This window comes from Streptomyces sp. NBC_01255 (assembly GCF_036226445.1).
Classification (GTDB): domain Bacteria; phylum Actinomycetota; class Actinomycetes; order Streptomycetales; family Streptomycetaceae; genus Streptomyces.
Map to the genome: position 1 here is coordinate 40477 of NZ_CP108474.1, position 18277 is coordinate 58753.

General features: G+C 71.1%; 3 protein-coding genes. All 3 read right to left on the reverse strand.

The annotated features are described in order from the left end of the window. Window positions 1–10: 10 nt before the first annotated feature. The 3 genes from OG357_RS00135 to OG357_RS00145 are packed head-to-tail and all read right to left on the reverse strand — an operon-like array spanning window position 11 to window position 17834. Window positions 11–1222 carry a cytochrome P450 gene (locus tag OG357_RS00135; RefSeq protein ID WP_329619103.1) on the reverse strand — a complete coding sequence of 404 codons (1212 nt, stop codon included), beginning with the start codon at window positions 1220–1222 and terminating at the stop codon, window positions 11–13. Window positions 1223–1262: 40 nt separating this feature from the next. Beyond that, complete coding sequence (locus tag OG357_RS00140; protein ID WP_329619104.1) at window positions 1263–1475, reverse strand: MbtH family protein; 213 nt, start codon at window positions 1473–1475, stop codon at window positions 1263–1265. A 9-nt stretch (window positions 1476–1484) separates the two neighbouring features. Continuing rightward, on the reverse strand, window positions 1485–17834 hold the full coding sequence (locus OG357_RS00145; protein ID WP_329619105.1) for a non-ribosomal peptide synthetase: 16350 nt from the start codon (window positions 17832–17834) through the stop codon (window positions 1485–1487). Window positions 17835–18277 lie beyond the last annotated feature (443 nt).

Sequence of the window (18277 nt, forward strand, 5' to 3'; positions counted from 1 at the left end):
GGCAACGGCGTCAATCGGTGAGCATCTGGAGTTTCGACACGGCCAGCAGGTCGTCCAGGCCCAGGAATTCCGGCCGCTGATCCGGGTCCGCCCGCAGGTTGGGATACCGGTCCAGGAGGATCCGCAGGCAGATGCTGCTCTCGAGGCGGGCGAGCGGCGCGCCGATGCAGAAGTGGATTCCGCGGCCGAACCCCAGGTGCGGGTTGGGGTCGCGGCCGGGATCGAACTCGTCGGGCCGCTCGAACACCCGCTCGTCGCGGCTGCCGGCGCCGAGCCAGAGCCGGACGAGGCTCTTCTTCGGTACCTTGACGCCGGCCAGCTCGGTGTCTTCGGCGGTCGCGCGGACGGAGGCCGCGAGCGGGCCGAGGAACCGCAGGGTTTCCTCGGCGGCTCCCGGGATGAGGGCCCGGTTCGCCCGCAGCCGGGCGTACTGCTCGGGGTGGGCGTCCAGGCACAGCAGCATGTTGGCGATCGTCGCGCTGGTGGTGAGGTGTCCTGCGACCAGGAGTTCCCTGGAGAAGTTCACCACCTGGTTGTCGCTGAGGCGCTCGCCGTCGACTTCCGCCTCGACCAGCTTGGTGAGCAGGTCCTCGCGCGGCTTGGTGCGCCGTTCGGCCGCGTGCGCGCGCAGGTACTCCATCAGTTCGGGCACTTGCCCCATGGCGGCCGCGACGTCCTCGTCGTCGAGCTGGGTGGCCGCGCCGGCCTTGACCGCGTCCTCCACGTTCACTTCGCCCGCGGCGGAGAGGATGGTGTCCACCCACTGCTTGAAGAGGTCCCGGTCACTGCGCGGCACGCCGAGCATGTCGGCTATCACCATCACCGGCATCGGATAGGCCAGGTCCCCGACCAGTTCCAGGCGTCCCTTGCCCGGCGCCTCGTCGAGGAGCTGACCGGTGACCTCGGCGATCCGCGGTTCGAGGTCGGCGACCAGCTTCGGGGTGAACGCACGGCTGACGATCTTGCGCAGTTTCGTGTGCTTGGGCGGGTCGGCCGCGCTCAGCGCGCCCTCGCTGAGGCTTTCGCCCTCGGGCGCCCCGAACAGCAGGGCTTCCACGTTGGACGAGTACACCTGCGGGTCGCCGTAGACCTCCAGGATCTCGGCGTGGCCGTAGACATGGACCACCCCGTTCTCGTCCACGGTGACGGGCTGCTCCGGTCGGTGGCCCCACATCCAGAAGAACGCCGGGTTCACTCCCCAGCGGTCGGCGAGCTGTGTCATCTCCATCCCTCCTGTTTCTCGTTCTGTACGGGCGCGGGTCCTACTCGCCCATGGCGTGGCGCAGGCTCTTGGGCCGCAGATCGGTCCAGTTCTCCTCTACGTGGGTCAGGCACTTCGGTCGGTCCTGCGGGCCGAAGGCGATCCGCCAGCCGTCCGGGACGTGTGCGAATGCCGGCCACAGGGAGTGCTGTTCCTCGTCGTTCACCAGGACGTAGAACGTGCCGTTCTCGTCGTCGAAGGGGTTCGTGGTCACGCGGTCTCCTCAATCACGGAGGTAGCGGTTGACGATGGTGCAGATCTCGGCCGCGGGCTTCGGCTCGGTGAGGCCGAAGTGCGTGGCGTCGATGTCGAAGGTGTGCAGCTCGCCGTCGACGTACGGCTCCCAGGGGGCGGGCCGTACCTCGGGGCTGTGCGTCGCGCTGAAGAACAGCACGGTGCCGCGGTAGGTGGGCTGGGGGAACTCCACGACCATCCGGGAGTGCTCGACGATGACCGTGGCGCCGTTCTCGACGATGTTCCGGCGGTCGTCGTCGTCGGCGTTGCCCGGCAGGTAGTCGTCCAGGAAGTCGCGCGCCTCCGCCCGGGTGAGGTGGGCCTCCGCCAGCTGTGTGAACCCGCTGCTGGGAACGGCGTCGAGGAGCACCACCAGGGACACCTCGTAGCCGCGCTGCTGGAGTTCGGCACCGACGGCGTGGGCCAGGGAGCCGCCCAGCGAATGCCCGGCCAGCTGGAACGGACCGTGCGGCTGCACGGCGAGGACCTGTTCGGTGTAGTCGGTGACCATGGCGGCGAAGCTGGCCGGCAGCGGCGCGCCGTCGAAGCCGCGCGCCTGGATGCCGTACACGGGGCGGTCCTCCAGCTGGGTGGCCAGCCCCAGGTAGGACCAGCACAGGCCGAATCCCGGGTGGAAGAGCCACAAGGGCGTTTTGGTCCCGCCGGTCCGCAGCGGCAGCAGGGTGTCGAAGGGGCCGCCGTCGCCGGGATCCCGGAGGCCGCCCGTCAGGTGTTCCACCAGTTTGGCGACGGTCGGCGCCTGGAACACCGTGCGGATCGGGACTTCCGCGCTCAGCACCGTGCGGATCCGGCTGATGAGCCGGGTGGCGAGGAGCGAGTGGCCGCCGAGAGCGAAGAAGTCGTCGTCGATGCCGACCCGCTCCATGCCGAGGACCTGCGCGAACACGCTTGCCAGCAGTTCTTCCTGGGCGTTGCGGGGGGCCCGGTAGGCGGTGTGGCTGAGGAACTCGGGCGCGGGCAGCTGCCTGCGGTCGACCTTCCCGGTCACGGCCAGTGGCAGACTCTCCATGACCAGGATGGCCGAGGGCACCATGTGCTCCGGCAGTCGTTGTCCGGTGAAGGACCGCAGGGTGTCCGGGTCGGGCCGCTCGCTCTCGGCCGGTGTGACGTAGGCGACGAGGTGCCTGCCGATGCCCGGCTGGTCCCGGGTGATCACGACGGCCTGCGCGACCTGCGGATGGTCGGCGAGTACCGCCTCCACCTCGCCGAGTTCGATCCGGAAGCCCCGGACCTTGACCTGGTTGTCGACGCGGCCCCGGAACAGGAGGCGGCCCTCCGGTGTCCAGGCGGCCAGGTCGCCGGTGCGGTACATCCGCTCGCCCGGCCCGCCGAAGGGGCAGGCCACGAAGCGCTCCGCGGTGAGGCCGTACCGGTCCAGATAGCCGCGGGCCAGTCGTTCGCCGGCGACGTACAGGTCTCCGACGACCCCGACCGGCGCCGGTCGCAGCGCCGCGTCCAGCACGTACAGGCGGGTGTTGTCCATCGGGCGCCCGATCGGTACGGCCTCGCCGAGGTCGTCCGTGCCGGTGATGACGTGCATGGTGGTGGCCGCGGTGGTCTCGGTCGGGCCGTAGCCGTTCACGATGGTCAGGTCGGCGCATGCGCGGAGCACCCGTTCCAGGGCGGCCGGGGTCACCACGTCACCGACCGTCCACACCTCACGGGCGCCGCGGAACGCCTCGGGTGCCTCATCGGCGAAGGCCATGAACTGGCCCGCCGGCATGATGAGTCCGGTGACTCCTTGTTCGGCGATCATCCGTGTGAGTCCCGCCGGATCCAGTCGGCCGGGCGGAAGGATGACGACTGCGCCGCCGCGGAGCAGGCCGGCCCACAGCTCGTAGGTGAAGGTGTCGAAGGCCTGGGTGTGGTGCATGAGAACGCGCTCCAGGCGGCTCTCGTCGTAGCCGCGGTCCGCCGACAGGACTGCCAGCGACCGGTGGGAGATGCCGACGGCCTTGGGCCGGCCCGTGGAGCCGGAGGTGTACACCACGTAGCAGAGCTGGTCCGGGTGCGCGGCGGAGTCTGCGGCGAGCGGGTCGGCCGGGGCCGCCGCGATCTCCCGGGCGGTCCGGGGCGCGTCGATGACCAGGAGCGGGCAGTCGCTTGCGGGCAGCGTGGCCGAGGTCTGTGTGTCGGTCACCACGAGAGCGGGGTCGGCGTCGCTCAGCATGAAGGTGATCCGCTCGGCGGGGTAGGCAGGGTCGATGGGCAGGTAGATGCCACCCGCCTTCGCGATGGCCAGTACGGCGACGATGTACTGCGGTGAGCGCGGGAGGGCGAGTGCGACGGGCGATTCCTGGCCCACGCCGCTGGCCGCCAGGACCCGTGCGAGCCGGTTGGCCCGTTCGTCGAGCTCGCGGTAGGTGAGAGTGGTGTCACCGCACAGCACGGCGTGGGCGTCGGGGCGGTGGGCGGCGCGCTGTTCGAACAGTGCGGCCACGCCGGTCCCGGGGACCTCGGCGGTGGTGTCGTTGAAGCCGGTCAGCACGAGTTCGCGCTCGGCCGGTGCCAGGGGGTCGATTCCGCTCAGCGGGGTGTCGGGGTCCGCCGCGATGTCGCCGAGGATCCGTGTGAGGCGGTGCGCGAGGCGCTGTACGGTCTCGGAGTCGAAGGCGTGGTCGCGGTGGCCCAGCATCAGCTGGAGGTCCGGGTCGGCGGTGGCGAACAGGGCGAGCGGGTAGTGCACCGCCGCTTCCCAGTCCATTCCGGTGATGGCGATGCCGGCCGCGCTCAGCGTCTCGTCGAGGTCGTCCCCGCCGGCGGGGTAGGACTCGTAGACCACCACCGAGTCGAAGAGCACGGGGAGGTCGACGGCCCGGTGGATCTCGGCGAGGCCGAGGTGGTGGTGGTCCATCAGCGCGGCCTGGCGCTCCTGAAGGTCGAGGAGCAGTTCGGCCGCGCTCTGTCCGGCCGTCGTGCGTACCCGGACCGGGAGGGTGTTGATGAACAGGCCCACCATCTCGTCCATGCCTGCCACCTGCGGCGGGCGCCCGGAGACCGTGGCGCCGAACACGACGTCCTGGCGGCCCGTGTGGCCGGCGAGGAGCAGTGCCCAGGCGCCCTGCACCAGATTGTTGAGGGTGATGCCGAGTTCGGCGGCGCGCTGCGACAGGCGGCGTGCCAGGTCGCGGTCCAGGTCGACCGGTGTCCTGCGGTGGCCGCCTCCCGCCTGCTGCTGACTGCGGGGGGCGACCAGTGTCGGCTCGTCCAGCCCGTCCAGTTCGGTCCGCCACGCCTGTGCCGCACTTTCGTGGTCCTGTTGCGACAGCCAGTCGAGGAAGTCGCGGTACGGGCGTACCCGGTTCAGTCGTCCGGCGTCCCCGAAGGTGGCGTACAGGTGCAGCAGGCTGTGCAGCACGAGGGGCGAGGACCAGCCGTCGTACACGATGTGGTGGACGGTCATCACCAGTTCGTGGTGCTCGGGTGCCCGCTGGACGAGGGTCAGGCGCAGCAGGGGCGGGGTGGCCGGGTCGAAGGGGGTGGCCCGGTCCCGGTCCCGCAGGTCCCGCAGTTTCTCCTCCTGTTCCCGTTCGGGCAGGCCGCTCCAGTCCATGGTCTGCCAGGGGAGCTCGACACGGTCGAGGAGGACCTGTACGGGTTCGCCGGCGGCTGTGGCCACGAATGCGGTGCGCAGGCTGTCGTAGCGGTCGAGCAGGGCCTGGCCGGCCGTCCTCATCCGTTCCGGGTCCACGTGTCCGGTCAGGTGGAAGACCAGTTGCACCTGGTAGGCGTCGAATTCGGCGCCGTCCAGCCGGCTCTGGAACAGCAGGCCGGACTGCAGCGAGGTCAGCGGCCATACGTCGACCACGTCCGGGTAGCGCTCCTCCCAGACTTCCAGGTCCCGCTGTCGTACGCGGACCAGGGGCACGTCCGACGGTGTCAGGCCGCCCGCCCCGGGAGCGGTGGCGTGTCGGGCCAGGCCTTCCAGGGCGGTGCGCCACAGGTCCGCGAGTTCCTGTACTTCTTCCCGGGTGAGCAGCCCGGTGGGGAAGGCGAAGTCGGCGGTCAGCTGCGGGCCGTGCGCGGTCTCGGCGGAGAAGGCGGTGATGTCCACGGCGGTCAGGGCGGGTGCGTTCGGTTCGGGTACGAGGTCGTCCAGGTCGCCGGACATCGTCCAGCCCGTGCCGTTGTCCTCCTGCGCCGAGGCGACCGGGCCCAGCCGGCCGAGGTAGTTGAAGGCGACCTGTCCGTCGCCGTATGCCGTGAGGATCTCGGCGGTCTTGGGGTTGAGGTGGCGCAGCAGGCCGTAGCCGATGCCCTTGTCCGGGATCGCGTGGAGCTGTTCCTTGATGGTCTTCATCGCGTAGCCGGCTGTGCGGCCACCCGCGACGGCGTCCTGCAGATCGATGCCGCTGACGTCGAGGCGGACGGGGTAGATGCTGGTGAACCAGCCGATGGTGCGGGTGAGGTCGGCGCCGGGTACCGCGGCTTCCTCGCGGCCGTGTCCTTCGAGGCGGATCAGCGTCGAGGGTTCGTCGATGTCCCGTGCCCTGTACCACCCGGCGAGGGCCAGTGCGAGTGCGGTGAGCAGGCCGTCGTCGACGCCGCTGTGGAAGGCGGCGGGCAGTGTGGTCAGGAGCGCTTCGGTGGTCGGGTGGTCCAGCGTGATCCGCACCGTGTCCATGGTCGCGCGCACGTCGATGGCGGGGTCGAGGGCCCGGGCGCCGAGCTGTGGCTCGGGCCGGTCCAGCAGGTCCCGCCAGTGGTCGAGTTCGGCGACCCGGTCGGGTGCCCCGGCTGCCTGCAGCAGGCCGTACGACCAGCTGCGCATCGTGGTGGGCACCGTGGCCAGCCGCGGGGAGCGGCCCTGTCGCACGGCGTCCCAGGCCTGTGCGAGGTCGGACAGCAGGATGTGCCAGGAGACCCCGTCGGTCACCAGGTGGTGCAGGACGATGATCAGTTGGCCGGCGGTGTCCGGGCCTGCGTCGCACCAGATGAAGCGGGCCATCCGGCCTGCTTCCGCGTCCAGTTCACGGGCGGCGGCGACGACGTCGGCCTTGGTCTCCTGCCGCCAGGCGGGGTTGTCCCAGTCGCCGGTGCAGGGCCTGCGGCGGATGAGCGACGCCACGTCGAGGGTGCCGGGTGCGGCCGCGTCCAGGCCCTGCTCCCCGGCGTGGACGCGGAGGCGGGAGCGCAGCATGTCGTGATGGTCGACGACCGCGGCGAGGGTCGCGGTCAATCCGGTCTCGTCGATGCCGGTCGGCAGCTCCACCACCGTCGACATCGTGAATCCGTCGTGGTTTCCGACGTGCTCGGCGATCTGTCGCATCACGGGAAGCAGTGGCATCCAGCCGAGTCCGCTCCCGGCGGGTTCCCGGCGGTCCGTGCCGGGCTGCCCGCCGGCCGTGGCGGCCGCGGCGAGGGCGGCCACGGTCCGGTGCTTGAACATGAGCCGTGGCGTGATCGCCACGCCCTTCTCGCGGGCTCGGGAGACGACCTGGATGGAGCGGATGCTGTCGCCGCCGGCCACGAAGAAGTCGTCGTCGATGCCGACCCGGTCCCGCCCCAGGATGTCGGCGAAGATCGCGGCGAGTGTCGTCTCCGCCTCGGTCTGGGGAGCCCGGTAGCTGGTGGCCGCCGTGGTCGGCGGCGCGGGCAGGGCGGACTTGTCGAGCTTGCCGTTGGCCGTCAACGGCAGAGTGTCGAGCAGCAGGAACACCGAAGGCACCATGAATTCCGGCAGCCTCTCGGACAGGAAGGCGCGCAGGTCGTCGGCGTCCGGGCCGCGGCTTGTCGACGGGGCGGGGGTTCCGGCCGGTGCGGGCGCGGGCACCGCGTAGCCCACCAGGCGCTGCCGGCCGTCCTTGCCCCGGTGGGCGGTCACCACGGCCTGTCCGATGCCCGGGTGCTGTTGCATGACGGCGGTGATCTCGCCGGGTTCGATGCGCAGCCCGTTGATCTTGACCTGGTCGTCGCTGCGGCCGAGATAGTCGAGTTGCCCGTCCGCGCCCTGGCGCACGATGTCCCCGGTCCGGTACATGCGGGTGCCGGCGGGTCCGTACGGGTCGGTGACGAAGCGCTCGGCGGTGAGCCCGGGGCGGTTCAGGTAGCCCCGGGCCAGGCTGGGCCCCGCGATGTACAGCTCGCCGGCGACGCCTGGTTCGACGGGGGCGAGCCGCTCGTCGAGCACCCGCAGCCGGTTTCCGTCCACGGCGGTGCCGATGGGTGTGCGGCCGGTGCCGAGGGGGGCGCTGACCGTGCCGCACACGGTGGTCTCGGCGGGACCGTAGGCGTTGACGAAGCGGCGGCCCGGCGTCCAGGCGGCGGCCAGCGCCGGTGGGCACGCCTCGCCTCCGACGGTGACGGTGCGCAGTGCGGTCAGGGTGCGGGACGCGTCGGCCGGGAGCGCGGCGAGCACGCTGGGCGGCAGCATGACGTGGGTGATGTCGAGTTCGGTCAGGTTGCGGGCCAGGTCTTCGCCGACGAGGCGCTGTTCACGCGGGACCACCAGGGTGGCGCCGGTCGTGAGGGTCTGGACGTACTCCCAGATGGCGGCGTCGAAGCTGGGCGCCGCGACCTGGAGGACTCGGGAGTCCGGGCTCAGCGCGAGGCGGTCCTGTGTGGTGCGGCTGAGGGCCGCGATGCCGGCGTGGGTGACGACGACGCCCTTGGGCCGTCCGGTCGAGCCGGAGGTGAAGATGAGGTAGGCGGGATGCGCGGGGGTCAGGGCGACGTCCGGGTCCGTGGCCGGGCCGTCCTGCCAGGCCTGCGTCACTTCGGGGGCGTCGACGGCCACGACATCGGTGCCCGGGCCTGCCGGCAGCCCCGTCGCGATGCCGGCCGTGGCCAGAAGGACGGCGGGGGCGGCGTCGTCGAGCATGAACCGGATGCGATCGGTGGGATAGTCGGGATCGATCGGCAGGTATGCCGCGCCCGCCTTGAAGATGCCCAGGACGACGGCGACCTGGTCGGCGCCGCGTGGCATGGCGACGCCGACCGACTGCTCGGGGCCGATGCCCCGGGCGATCAGCCAGTGCGCGACTCGGTTGGCCCGCTGGTTCAGTTCCCGGTACGACCACACCCGGCCGCCGGATTCCACGGCCGGTGCCTGCGGGGCTCGCAGGAGCTGTTGCCGGAACAGGTCCGGGAAGGTGGCCGTTGCGACCTCGCGTCCGGTCCGCTGCTCGGCCGCGAGCAGTGTGCCGCGTTCTTCGGCGGTGGGTTCGCCTGCCCCGCCGATGTGCTGTGCGGGGTCCTGGACGGCGGCGGCGAGGAGCCGTTCCCAGTGGGCGATCACCGTCTCGATCGTCGAGGCGTCGAAGAGCTCCGTGGAGTACTCGACGGCGATGTGTATGCCGTTCGGCGCGGTGCGGTCGCGGAACGTCTCGGTCAGGCTCAGTGTCACGTCGTAGCGGGAGGTGCCTGTGCCCACGCCCTCGCTCGCGACGCGTACACCGGGCAGTTCGAAGTCCGCGTCCTCGGTGTTCTGCAGGATCAGGGCGACCTGGAAGAGCGGGTTGAGCGATGCCGAGCGTTCCGGGTTGAGCTTCTCCACCAGGGCTTCGAAGGGAATGTCCTGGTGGGTGTACGCGGCCAGGCTCGTCCGGCGTGTCTGGTTGAGCAGTTCGACGAAGGTCGGGTCGCCCGAGGTGTCGATGCGCATGACCTGCACGTTGACGAAGAGGCCGATCAAGTCGTTGAGGTTCTGGTCGATCCGGCCCGCGATGCCGCTGCCGAGCGCGATGTCGGTGCCTGCGCCGAGCCGGGTGAACAGGGCGGCCATGGTCGCCTGGAGCACCATGAAGGGGGTGGTGCCGGTGGCGCGGGCGAGCGAGACGATTCCCTCGTGGAGCGTCGTGTCCAGGGTGAACTCGAGCAGATCGCCGCTGCGGTCGAGCTCCGCGGGGCGCGGTCGGTCCGTCGGGAAGGTGACGGTCTCGGGCAGCCCCGCCAGCTGCCGGGACCAGTAGAGGCACTGCCGGCTGAACAGGCTGTCCGGGTCGTCGTCGCCTCCCAGGAGCTCCCGCTGCCACAGGGCGTAGTGCGCGTACTGCAGCGGCAGTGGTGTCCAGCGGGGTGCCTGGCCTCGGGTGCGGGCCGTGTAGGCGGTGGCCAGGTCCTTGGCGAGGGGTGTCGCGGACCATCCGTCGGCCGCGATGTGGTGGATCACGAGGACCAGGGCGAACTCGTCCGGGTCGGTGCGCAGCAGCACGGCCTTGAGCGGAATCTCGGTGGCGATGTCGAAGGGGTGGCGGGCGGCCGCGGCGATGGCGCCGGCCAGGTTGTCCGCGTCCGCGACCGGGCGCACGGGGAGGGCGATGCGGGCCTCCTCCGGCCCCAGGATGTGCTGGTACGGCCGCCCGTCGACCTCGCGGTAGACGGTGCGCAGGATCTCGTGCCTGGTCACGAGGTCGTTGACGGTCTCTTCCAGGGCCCGCACGTTCAGGTCCCCGCTGAGGCGGAGGACGATGGGCATGTTGTAGGTCGCCGCGCGGCCCTCGAACTTGTGCAGGAACCACAGCCGTTGCTGGGAGAAGGACAGCGGGAGCCGCTCGGGGAGCTTCTCGGGGGGAGCCAGGGGTGCGCGGGCCGCCCCGGCCCGGTCCAGATGCGGGACGAGTTCGGCCACGGTCGGAGCGGCGAAGAGGGTACGCAGCTCCACTTCGGTGCGCAGCGCGGACCGGATGCGGTTGACGAGCTTGATGGCCATGATCGAGTGGCCGCCGAGAGCGAAGAAGTCGTCGTCGACGCCGACCCGGTCGACATGCAGGACTTCGGCGAACAGCTCGCACAGCAGCTCTTCCTGAGGAGTGCGCGGGTCACCGCCCGCGGCCGCCGCGGCGAAGTGCGGTGCGGGCAGCGCTTCCCGGTCCAGCTTGCCGTTGACGGACAGCGGAACCGAGTCGAGGGCGACGACGGCGGCGGGCACCAGGTGTGCGGGCAGCCGCTCGCGCAGATAGCCGCGCAGGGTGCCGGCCAGGTCCGTGCCGTCAGCTTGCGGGGCGGCGGGCACGACGTAGGCGACGAGCTGCTGGTCGCCCTCCTCGGCTGTGCTGCGGGCGATGACGACGGCCTGCGTGACATCGGGGTGGGTGGCCAACGCCCGCTCGATCTCGGCGGGTTCGACGCGGACACCGCGGATCTTCACCTGGTTGTCGTCGCGGCCGACGTACTCGAGTTGTCCGTCGGCCGTCCAGCGGGCCAGGTCTCCGGTGCGGTACATCCGCGCACCCGCGGGGCCGTGGAGGTCGGCGACGAAGCGCTCGGCGGTCAGGGCGGCTCGGCCGGCGTAGCCGCGTGCGATGTTCCCGGCGACGTACAGCTCGCCGGTCACGCCGGGCGGGACGGGCGCGAGGGCGGGCCCGAGGACGTAGGTGCGGAGGTTGCCGATCGGCGTCCCGATGGGGACGCTGCCGGTGTCTTGCCGGGTCTGCTGCGCCGGGACGCTGAACGTCGTGGCGTAGAACGACTCGGTCTGCCCGTAGGCGTTGACGATGCGTACTTCGGGCTGTTCCTGCCGGATGCGGTTGACCAGCCCGGTCGGCAGTTTCTCGCCTGCGAAGACGAGGGTCGCCCGGTCCGGAAGGGCCGGGATCCGGCCGCCGAGCGCGGCGAAGACCGACGGGACGGTGCTGATCACGTTCGCCGTCATCGTCTCGCGTTCGGCGAGCACGAGGGCGTCTCCGGCGACCTCGACACGGCCGCCGTGAACCAGCGTGGTGACGGTCTCGAAGACGGACACGTCGAAGTTGATCGAGGCGCCCGCGAGCATGCGGGTGTCCGCGTCGATCCCCACCCGTTCGGCGAGCCGCGTGACGCCGTTGACGACGTTGGCGTGGCTGACCACGACTCCCTTGGGGACGCCCGTGGAGCCGGAGGTGAACATCACGTAGGCGGCGTGCTGCGGTTGCCGTGCCTTCGCCCGGCCCGTGACCGGGGCGGCGGTGGCGAGTTCCACGTCGTCGAGGAGCAGCGTCGGGATGTCGGTGCCCGGCAGCCCGTCGGCGGTGCCGGACTGGGTGAGCAGCAGGTGGGGCCGGGCGACGCTCAGCATGTGGTCCACCCGGGAACCGGGGTTCTCCGGGTCGATGGGCAGATACGCGCCGCCGGCCTTCCAGATGCCGAGCATGGCGGTGACGAGGTCGGCCGAGCGAGGCATCGCCAGGCCGACGACGGTTTCCGGTCCGACGCCGCGTGCGGCCAGTGCGGTCGCGAGACGATCGGCGCGGGTGTTCAGCTGCGCATAGGTCAGCGTGACGTCGCCGCAGGTCACCGCGGGCCGGTCCGGTGTCTTGGCGGCCTGTCGCTCGAACAGGTCGGGGATGGTCGCTTCGGGGGTCTCGGCGGCGGTTTGGTTGACGTCGAGGAGGATGCGGTCGCGCTCGGCGGGCTCCAGCAGGTCCACGCTGCTGAACGGCAGCTCCGGGTCCTCGGCCAGCCGGGCGAGGACGCTTCCCAGGCGCCGGGCGAACACAGCGGCCTGGTCCGGGGACACGAGGTGGTGCTGGTACTGGAGGGCGATGGTCAGATGCGGCTCGGCGGACGCCATCACCACCAGCGGGTAGTGGGTACTGCTGAGAGGGCTCAGCCCGGTCACCCGGATTCCGGCAGCCGCATAGGCGTCGTCCAGGGCCGCGCTGTCGATGGGGTAGGACTCGTAGACGACCAGGGTGTCGAAGAGCGCGCGCACGCCGGTGAGCCGGTGCATCTCCGGGAGGCCGAAATGGTGGTGGTCCAGGAGTGCGCTCTGCCGCTCCTGGAGTCCGGTGAGGAGGGTGCGCAGGGAGTCGCCGGGGGCGCAGTCCATCCGGACCGCGAGGGTGTTGATGAACGTGCCGACCATCTCGGCCACGCCGTCGACCTGCGGCGGGCGACCCGAGACGGTGGCGCCGAAGGTGACGTCCCGGCGTCCGGTCAGGCCGGACAGGAACATGCCCCACGCGCCTTGGACCAGCGTGTTGAGGGTCAGGCCCAGCTCACTGGCGCGGCGGGCGAGCCGATCGGACTGCTCCGGGGTGAGTGGCACGTCCACCTGGCCGACTCCGACGGATTCGCCGTTGCCTGCGGGAACGTCGGGTACCAGCAGCGTGGGCTCGTCGACGCCCTCCAGCTCCCGTTCCCAGGCTCGGGCTGTCGCCGTGCGGTCCTGGTGGGAGAGCCAGGTCAGGAACTCGCGGTAGGCGGGCGCCCTGCCAAGGTCGGAGTCGTCGCCGTGCGAACGGTACAGACGCAGCAGGTCCAGCATCAGGAGGGGAACCGACCAGCCGTCGAAGAGGACGTGGTGGGCGGTGAGGACCAGGTCCCAGCGGTCGGCTGCCAGCTTGACGAGGGAGAACCTCACCAGTGGCGCGCGGGCCGGGTCGAAGTGGGTGCTGTGCTCCGCGGCGAGGAAGCGCCTGCGGTGCTCGGCCTGTTGGTGTTCGGGCAGGGAGGACAGGTCCAGCTCCTGCCAGGGCAGTTCGATTCCGTCCTGGACGATCTGGACCCGGTCGCCTGCGGTGTCGGTGACGAACGCGGTGCGCAGGTTGGGATAGCGGTCGAGCAGCGCCTGTCCGGCCGCCCGCATCCTGCGCGGTTCGACCTCACCGGTCAGGTGGAAGGCGAACTGCATCTGGTAGACGTCGACGGCCGTGCCGGCCAGTTCCGCGTGGAAGAGCAGCCCGTCCTGCATCGCGGTCACGGGCCATACGTCGGCCATGCCCGGGTACTGCTCCTGCCAGCGGTCCAGCTCGCCCTGGCCCGCTGTGACCAGGGGGACGTCGGAGGGTGTGAGGCCGCCCGCTTCCGTCTGTCCGGCATGCCGGGCCACGCCTGTCAGGGCGGTCCGCCACAGGTCGGCGAGCTCGCGGACATCGGCCTCGGCCAGCAGCCCGGCCGGGTAGTCCAGACTCGCCTCCAGTCGCGGGCCCTGCTCGGTGTCGACGACATGCGCGTTGACGGACAGGGAGGCGAGGGCGGCCATGTCCGCGTCCAGCGGGGGTGTCAGCGTGACGGTGTCCTCGACCTGGGTGAAGCCCAGACCGTGCAGGTCCTGGGGCATGTTGGCCGATCCTGTGTAGCGGCCCAGGTAGTTGAAGATGATCTGCCCGGATCCGTACCGCTGCAGAACGGCTCCGGTCTCGGCGTTCAGGTAGCGCAGCATGCCGTAGCCGATGCCCTTGTCCGGGACGGCGAGCAGCTGTTCCTTGACGGCCTTGACCGCGGCGCCTGTCGCCGTGCCGCCCGCGAGCGCCTGGTCCAGGTCGACCCCGGAGACGTCGAGGCGGACGGGGTACATGCTGGTGAACCAGCCCATCGTGCGGGTGAGGTCGGCGCCGGGGACGATGTCCTCCTGGCGCCCGTGGCCCTCCAGGCGGACCAGCGTGGAGGGCGCGTCGACACCGCGGCGCCTGCGCCAGACGGCGACGGCGAGGGCCAGTCCCGTCAGCAGGCCGTCGTTGACGCCGCCGCGGTAGGCGGCGGGCAGGGTGGTCAGCAGGACCCGGGTGGTCTCGATCGGCAGGTCCAGTCGGACTCGCTCGACGGTGGCGATGGTGTCGACGGCCGGGTCGAACGGCCTGGTGCCGAGCATCGGATCGGGTCCGGAGACCGTCCGGCGCCACAGTCCGAGTTCCGCCGCCCGCTCTCCGGTCGCGGCGTCGGCGAGGGCGTGCGTCCAGCGGCGGAACGAGGTGGCGGTCTCGGGCAGCCGGGGGGTGTTGCCGTCGCGGATCTGCCGCCAGGCCGAGGCGAGGTCGGGCAGCAGGATGCGCCAGGACACTCCGTCCACGACCAGGTGGTGCAGCAGGATGCTGAGGCGTCCGGGGGTCCCGGTGCCCGCGTCGAACCACACGAACTGCGCCATCACTCCGTTCGCGGGGTCCAGCCGGCTTGCTGCGGCGTCCAGTTCGCTCTGTGCCCGTTGCCGCCAGGCGTCGTCCCACGTGCCGTCGCTCGCCACTGTGTGGACGAGCGGCTGTACGTCGGTGGTTCCGGGCGCGGCCACCTCCAGCCCGGCCTCCCGGCCGGCGGTGCGCCGGGAGCGCAGGATGTCGTGCCGGTCGAAGGCCGCTGTCAGCGTCCCCACCAAGCCGTCCCGGTCCATCCCCTGCGGGAGATCCACCGTCATCGCCATGGTGAACCGGTCGGCGTTCCCGCCCAGTTCCTGCAGATAGTGGCCGACGGGCGGCAGGGGCACGAAGCCCACGCCGCCGCCCGGCAGCTCCTCCAGCTGCGGCTCCGTTCGGCTCCCGCTTGCGGCGACGCGAGCGAGTTCCGCCACGGTGCGGCACTCGAAGATCTGCCGGGGAGTGACCTCGATGCCCTGGGCCCTGGCCCGCGCGACGACTTGGATGGAACGGATGCTGTCGCCGCCGAGCGCGAAGAAGTCGTCGTCCGTCCCGACCCGGTCCAGGCCGACGACATCGGCGTAGACACGGGCGAGTATCTCTTCGCCCGGCGTGCCGGGGGCGCGGTAGGCCGAGCCGGTGAACTCCGGTTTCGGCAGCGCCTTGCGGTCCACCTTGCCGTTGGGGGCAAGCGGCAGCCGGTCCAGCATGACGAAGAGCGACGGCACCATGAACTCGGGGAGTTTGGCGGAGACGAACGTGCGCAGGTCGCGAGGTGAGAGGGTGGCCGTGAGGTCGATGTCGAGGTCTCCCAGGCTCTCCACCGCCGAGCGCCCCGGTTCCCTCCTGGCGGTCGGCACCACATAGCCCACCAGATGGTCGCGGCCTTCGTGCCGGCAGGTGGTCACCAGGGCCTGTGCCACCGCGGGGTGGGCGGTCAGCGCGGACTCCACCTCGCCCGGCTCGATGCGGAAGCCGCGTACCTTCATCTGCTCGTCGTCACGGCCGACGCACTCCAGTTGGCCGTCGGCCCCCCAGCGGGCGAGGTCACCGGTGCGGTACATGCGCGCGCCGGCCGGGCCGAAGGGATCGGCCGTGAACCGTTCGGCGGTCAGCCGGGCCCTGCCGAGGTACCCGCGCGCCACGTTTCCCGCCACGTACAGCTCACCGACGACGCCGGGGGCGAGGGGCTGGAGACCGGGGCCGAGAACATACGCGCCCATATTGGCCAGCGGGGTGCCGATGGGTGCTGTGGCCGCCGTGGCCGTCCACGCCTCGCCGGCGGTGAAGGCGGTGGCGTAGAACGACTCCGTCTGGCCGTAGGCGTTGATCACCCGCACGCCCGGAATGGTGTCCTGGACCCGCTTGACCAGCGAGGCGGGCAGGGCCTCGCCGGCGAAGACCACCGTCTCGGCGCGGATCGTCCCTCCTGTCTGGTCGAGGAGTTCGGTGAAGACCGAGGGAACCGTGCTGATGACGCCGCCGGACCAGCCGCCCCGCTCGCCGATGACGAGGACGTCGCGGACCACTTCGAGGACGCCGCCGCTCGCCAGGGTGGTCACGGTCTCGAAGACGGACACGTCGAAGTTGACCGACGTGCCGGCGAGAACGCGCGTGCCTGCATTGATGCCGACGATGTCGGCGAGCCGCAGCACGCCGTTGACGACATCCCGGTGAGTGATCACCACGCCCTTCGGCGTGCCGGTCGACCCCGAGGTGTACATCACGTATGCGGCGTGCGCGGCCAGGCAGGCGGCCGGTTCCGCCGCCGGGCCGGCGGCGTCGAAGTCGACCTCGTCGACGCACAGGCGGGGGATGTCCGATGCCGGAAGCGCTTTCGCGTGGGCGGTGTCGGTCAGCACCAGGTCCGGGCCCGCGTCGGACAGGATGTGGCCCAGTCGCGCACCGGGGTAGCGGGGGTCGATCGGCAGGTAGGCGGCTCCGGCCTTCCAGATCGCGAGCATGCCCGTGATCAGGGCGGCCGAGCGCGGCAGCGCCAGGCCCACCAGGTGTTCCGGGCCGATCCCGCGGGCGGTCAGTTCCCGTGCCAGTCGCTCGGCCCGCGCGTCCAGCTCGGCGAAACTGAGCTCGTCCTCGCCGTCGATCACGGCCGTCGCGTCCGGGGTCGCCGCCACCTGACGCTCGATCAGTCCGGCGGCGGTCAGATCGGGAGTGTCGGCGGCCGTGCCCTCGAAGGTGCGCCGGGCCCATTCCCGTTCGCTCTCCGTCAGCACGTCGGCCAGTGCGACGGCGCGGGACGGCGCGTCGAGCAGGTCGCCGGCCAGGCGCACCAGTCGGTCGACGAATCCCTGCGCCGTGGCGCGGTCGAAGTGGTCTGTCGCGTACTCGAGGTAGATGGAAAGGCCCGGCGTGCCGGGCTCGTTGAAGAAGCTGAACTCCAGGTCGAACTTGGCCATCGACGTCCACAGCGGGGCGATGTTCGCCTGCACGCCGCCCGGCAGGCCGAACTCCAGGCGGGCGCCGGTCGACCAGGTGAACATCACCTGGAACAGCGGGTGGTAGGCGCTGGAGCGCTCCGGGTTGAGTGCCTCGACCACGCGCTCGAACGGCGCGTCCTGGTTGTCGTACGCGGTCAGCGCCTTGTGCCGTACTTGCGCGAGGAGTTGGTCGAAGGTCGGCCGGTCCGACAGATCGGTGCGCAGGACCCAGGTGTTGGCGAAGAAGCCCACCAGGTCGGCGAGATCCGGGTCCTGGCGGCCGGCGACGGTGGAACCGAGGGCGATGTCCTCCCCCGCGCCCAGCTGGTGCAGCAGTACGGCAAGGGCGGTCTGGAACACCATCGGCACCGAGGAGCCGGTGCGCTTGGCGGCCGCCTCCGCCCTGGCCAGCAGCTCCTCGTCGACGGTGCCTTCGACGACATCGCCGCGGCGGCTCGGCTTCGGGCGGCGCGGCCGGTCCATGGGCAGACGCGTCTGCTGCGACAGTCCCGCCAGCGCGCCGCGCCAGTAGTCGAGTTGGGTGGCGAGGAGGCTGTCCGGGTCGTTCTCGTCACCGAGGAGGTCGCGCTGCCAGAGCGTGTAGTCGGCGTACTGGACCGCCAGTTCGGGCCAGTCCGGGGCGCGGCCGTCGACCTGTGCGGTGTAGGCGGCGCTCAGGTCCCGGACCAGCGGGGCGATGGACTCGCCGTCGCAGGCCATGTGGTGGATCAGCAGCAGCAGGTGGTGTTCCTGGGCGCCCGTGCGGAACAGGACGGCGCGTACCGGGATCTCCTCGAACGGTGTGATCGTGACCGCGGAGGCCTCCCGCACCGCTTCGTCCAGCTCGTCCGGAGCGATGTCGACCAGCCCGATGTCCAGCCGCACTTCGTCGGCCGGCACGATCTGCTGGGCGGGGACGCCTTCGGCGTTCTCCACGATCAGGGTCCGCAGGCTCTCGTGGCGGGCGACCACATCGCGTACCGCGGCGGTGAGCGCCGCAGTGTCGACCTTTCCCGTAAGCCGGATGAGGAAGGGCACGGTGTATATCGCCGACGGCCCCTCGATCCTGTCGACGAACCACAGGCGCCGCTGTGCGAAAGACAAGGGGATCATCACTCAGCACTCCTGTTTATCTTGTCCACGGGCATGGTCGACCCATCGCCTGTTGCGCATGCAAACATTTTCTGTGGCTGCTCAGATCCCTGTGCGACCTGGTGCGGTTCGTTCGTCGGTCTGTCCGCGGGCCTCGCCGGGCGTCGTCCGCGGTACGACGTCCTGGGCGTCTGGTTGCCGGGCAGGCCCGGGTGATCAGGCGGCGGCTGGTTCAGGACTCCGTAGGCGGCGGCAGGCGCGCGGCACACGATGCCGGCCTGGTGCCGTTCACCGGCCGGCGGGCCGGAGATGACCCGCGGAAGGTGGAGGCACAACTCCGGCCTCCTCCGCAACCGGTTCGGCAAAGAAACGCCGGCTCTCACCCGCTCACACGCAATTGATCTCCTGAGTGGTCGGCATTCCCTCACGCCGGTTCTGCCGGGCGCCCGTTTGCGAGCCAATGG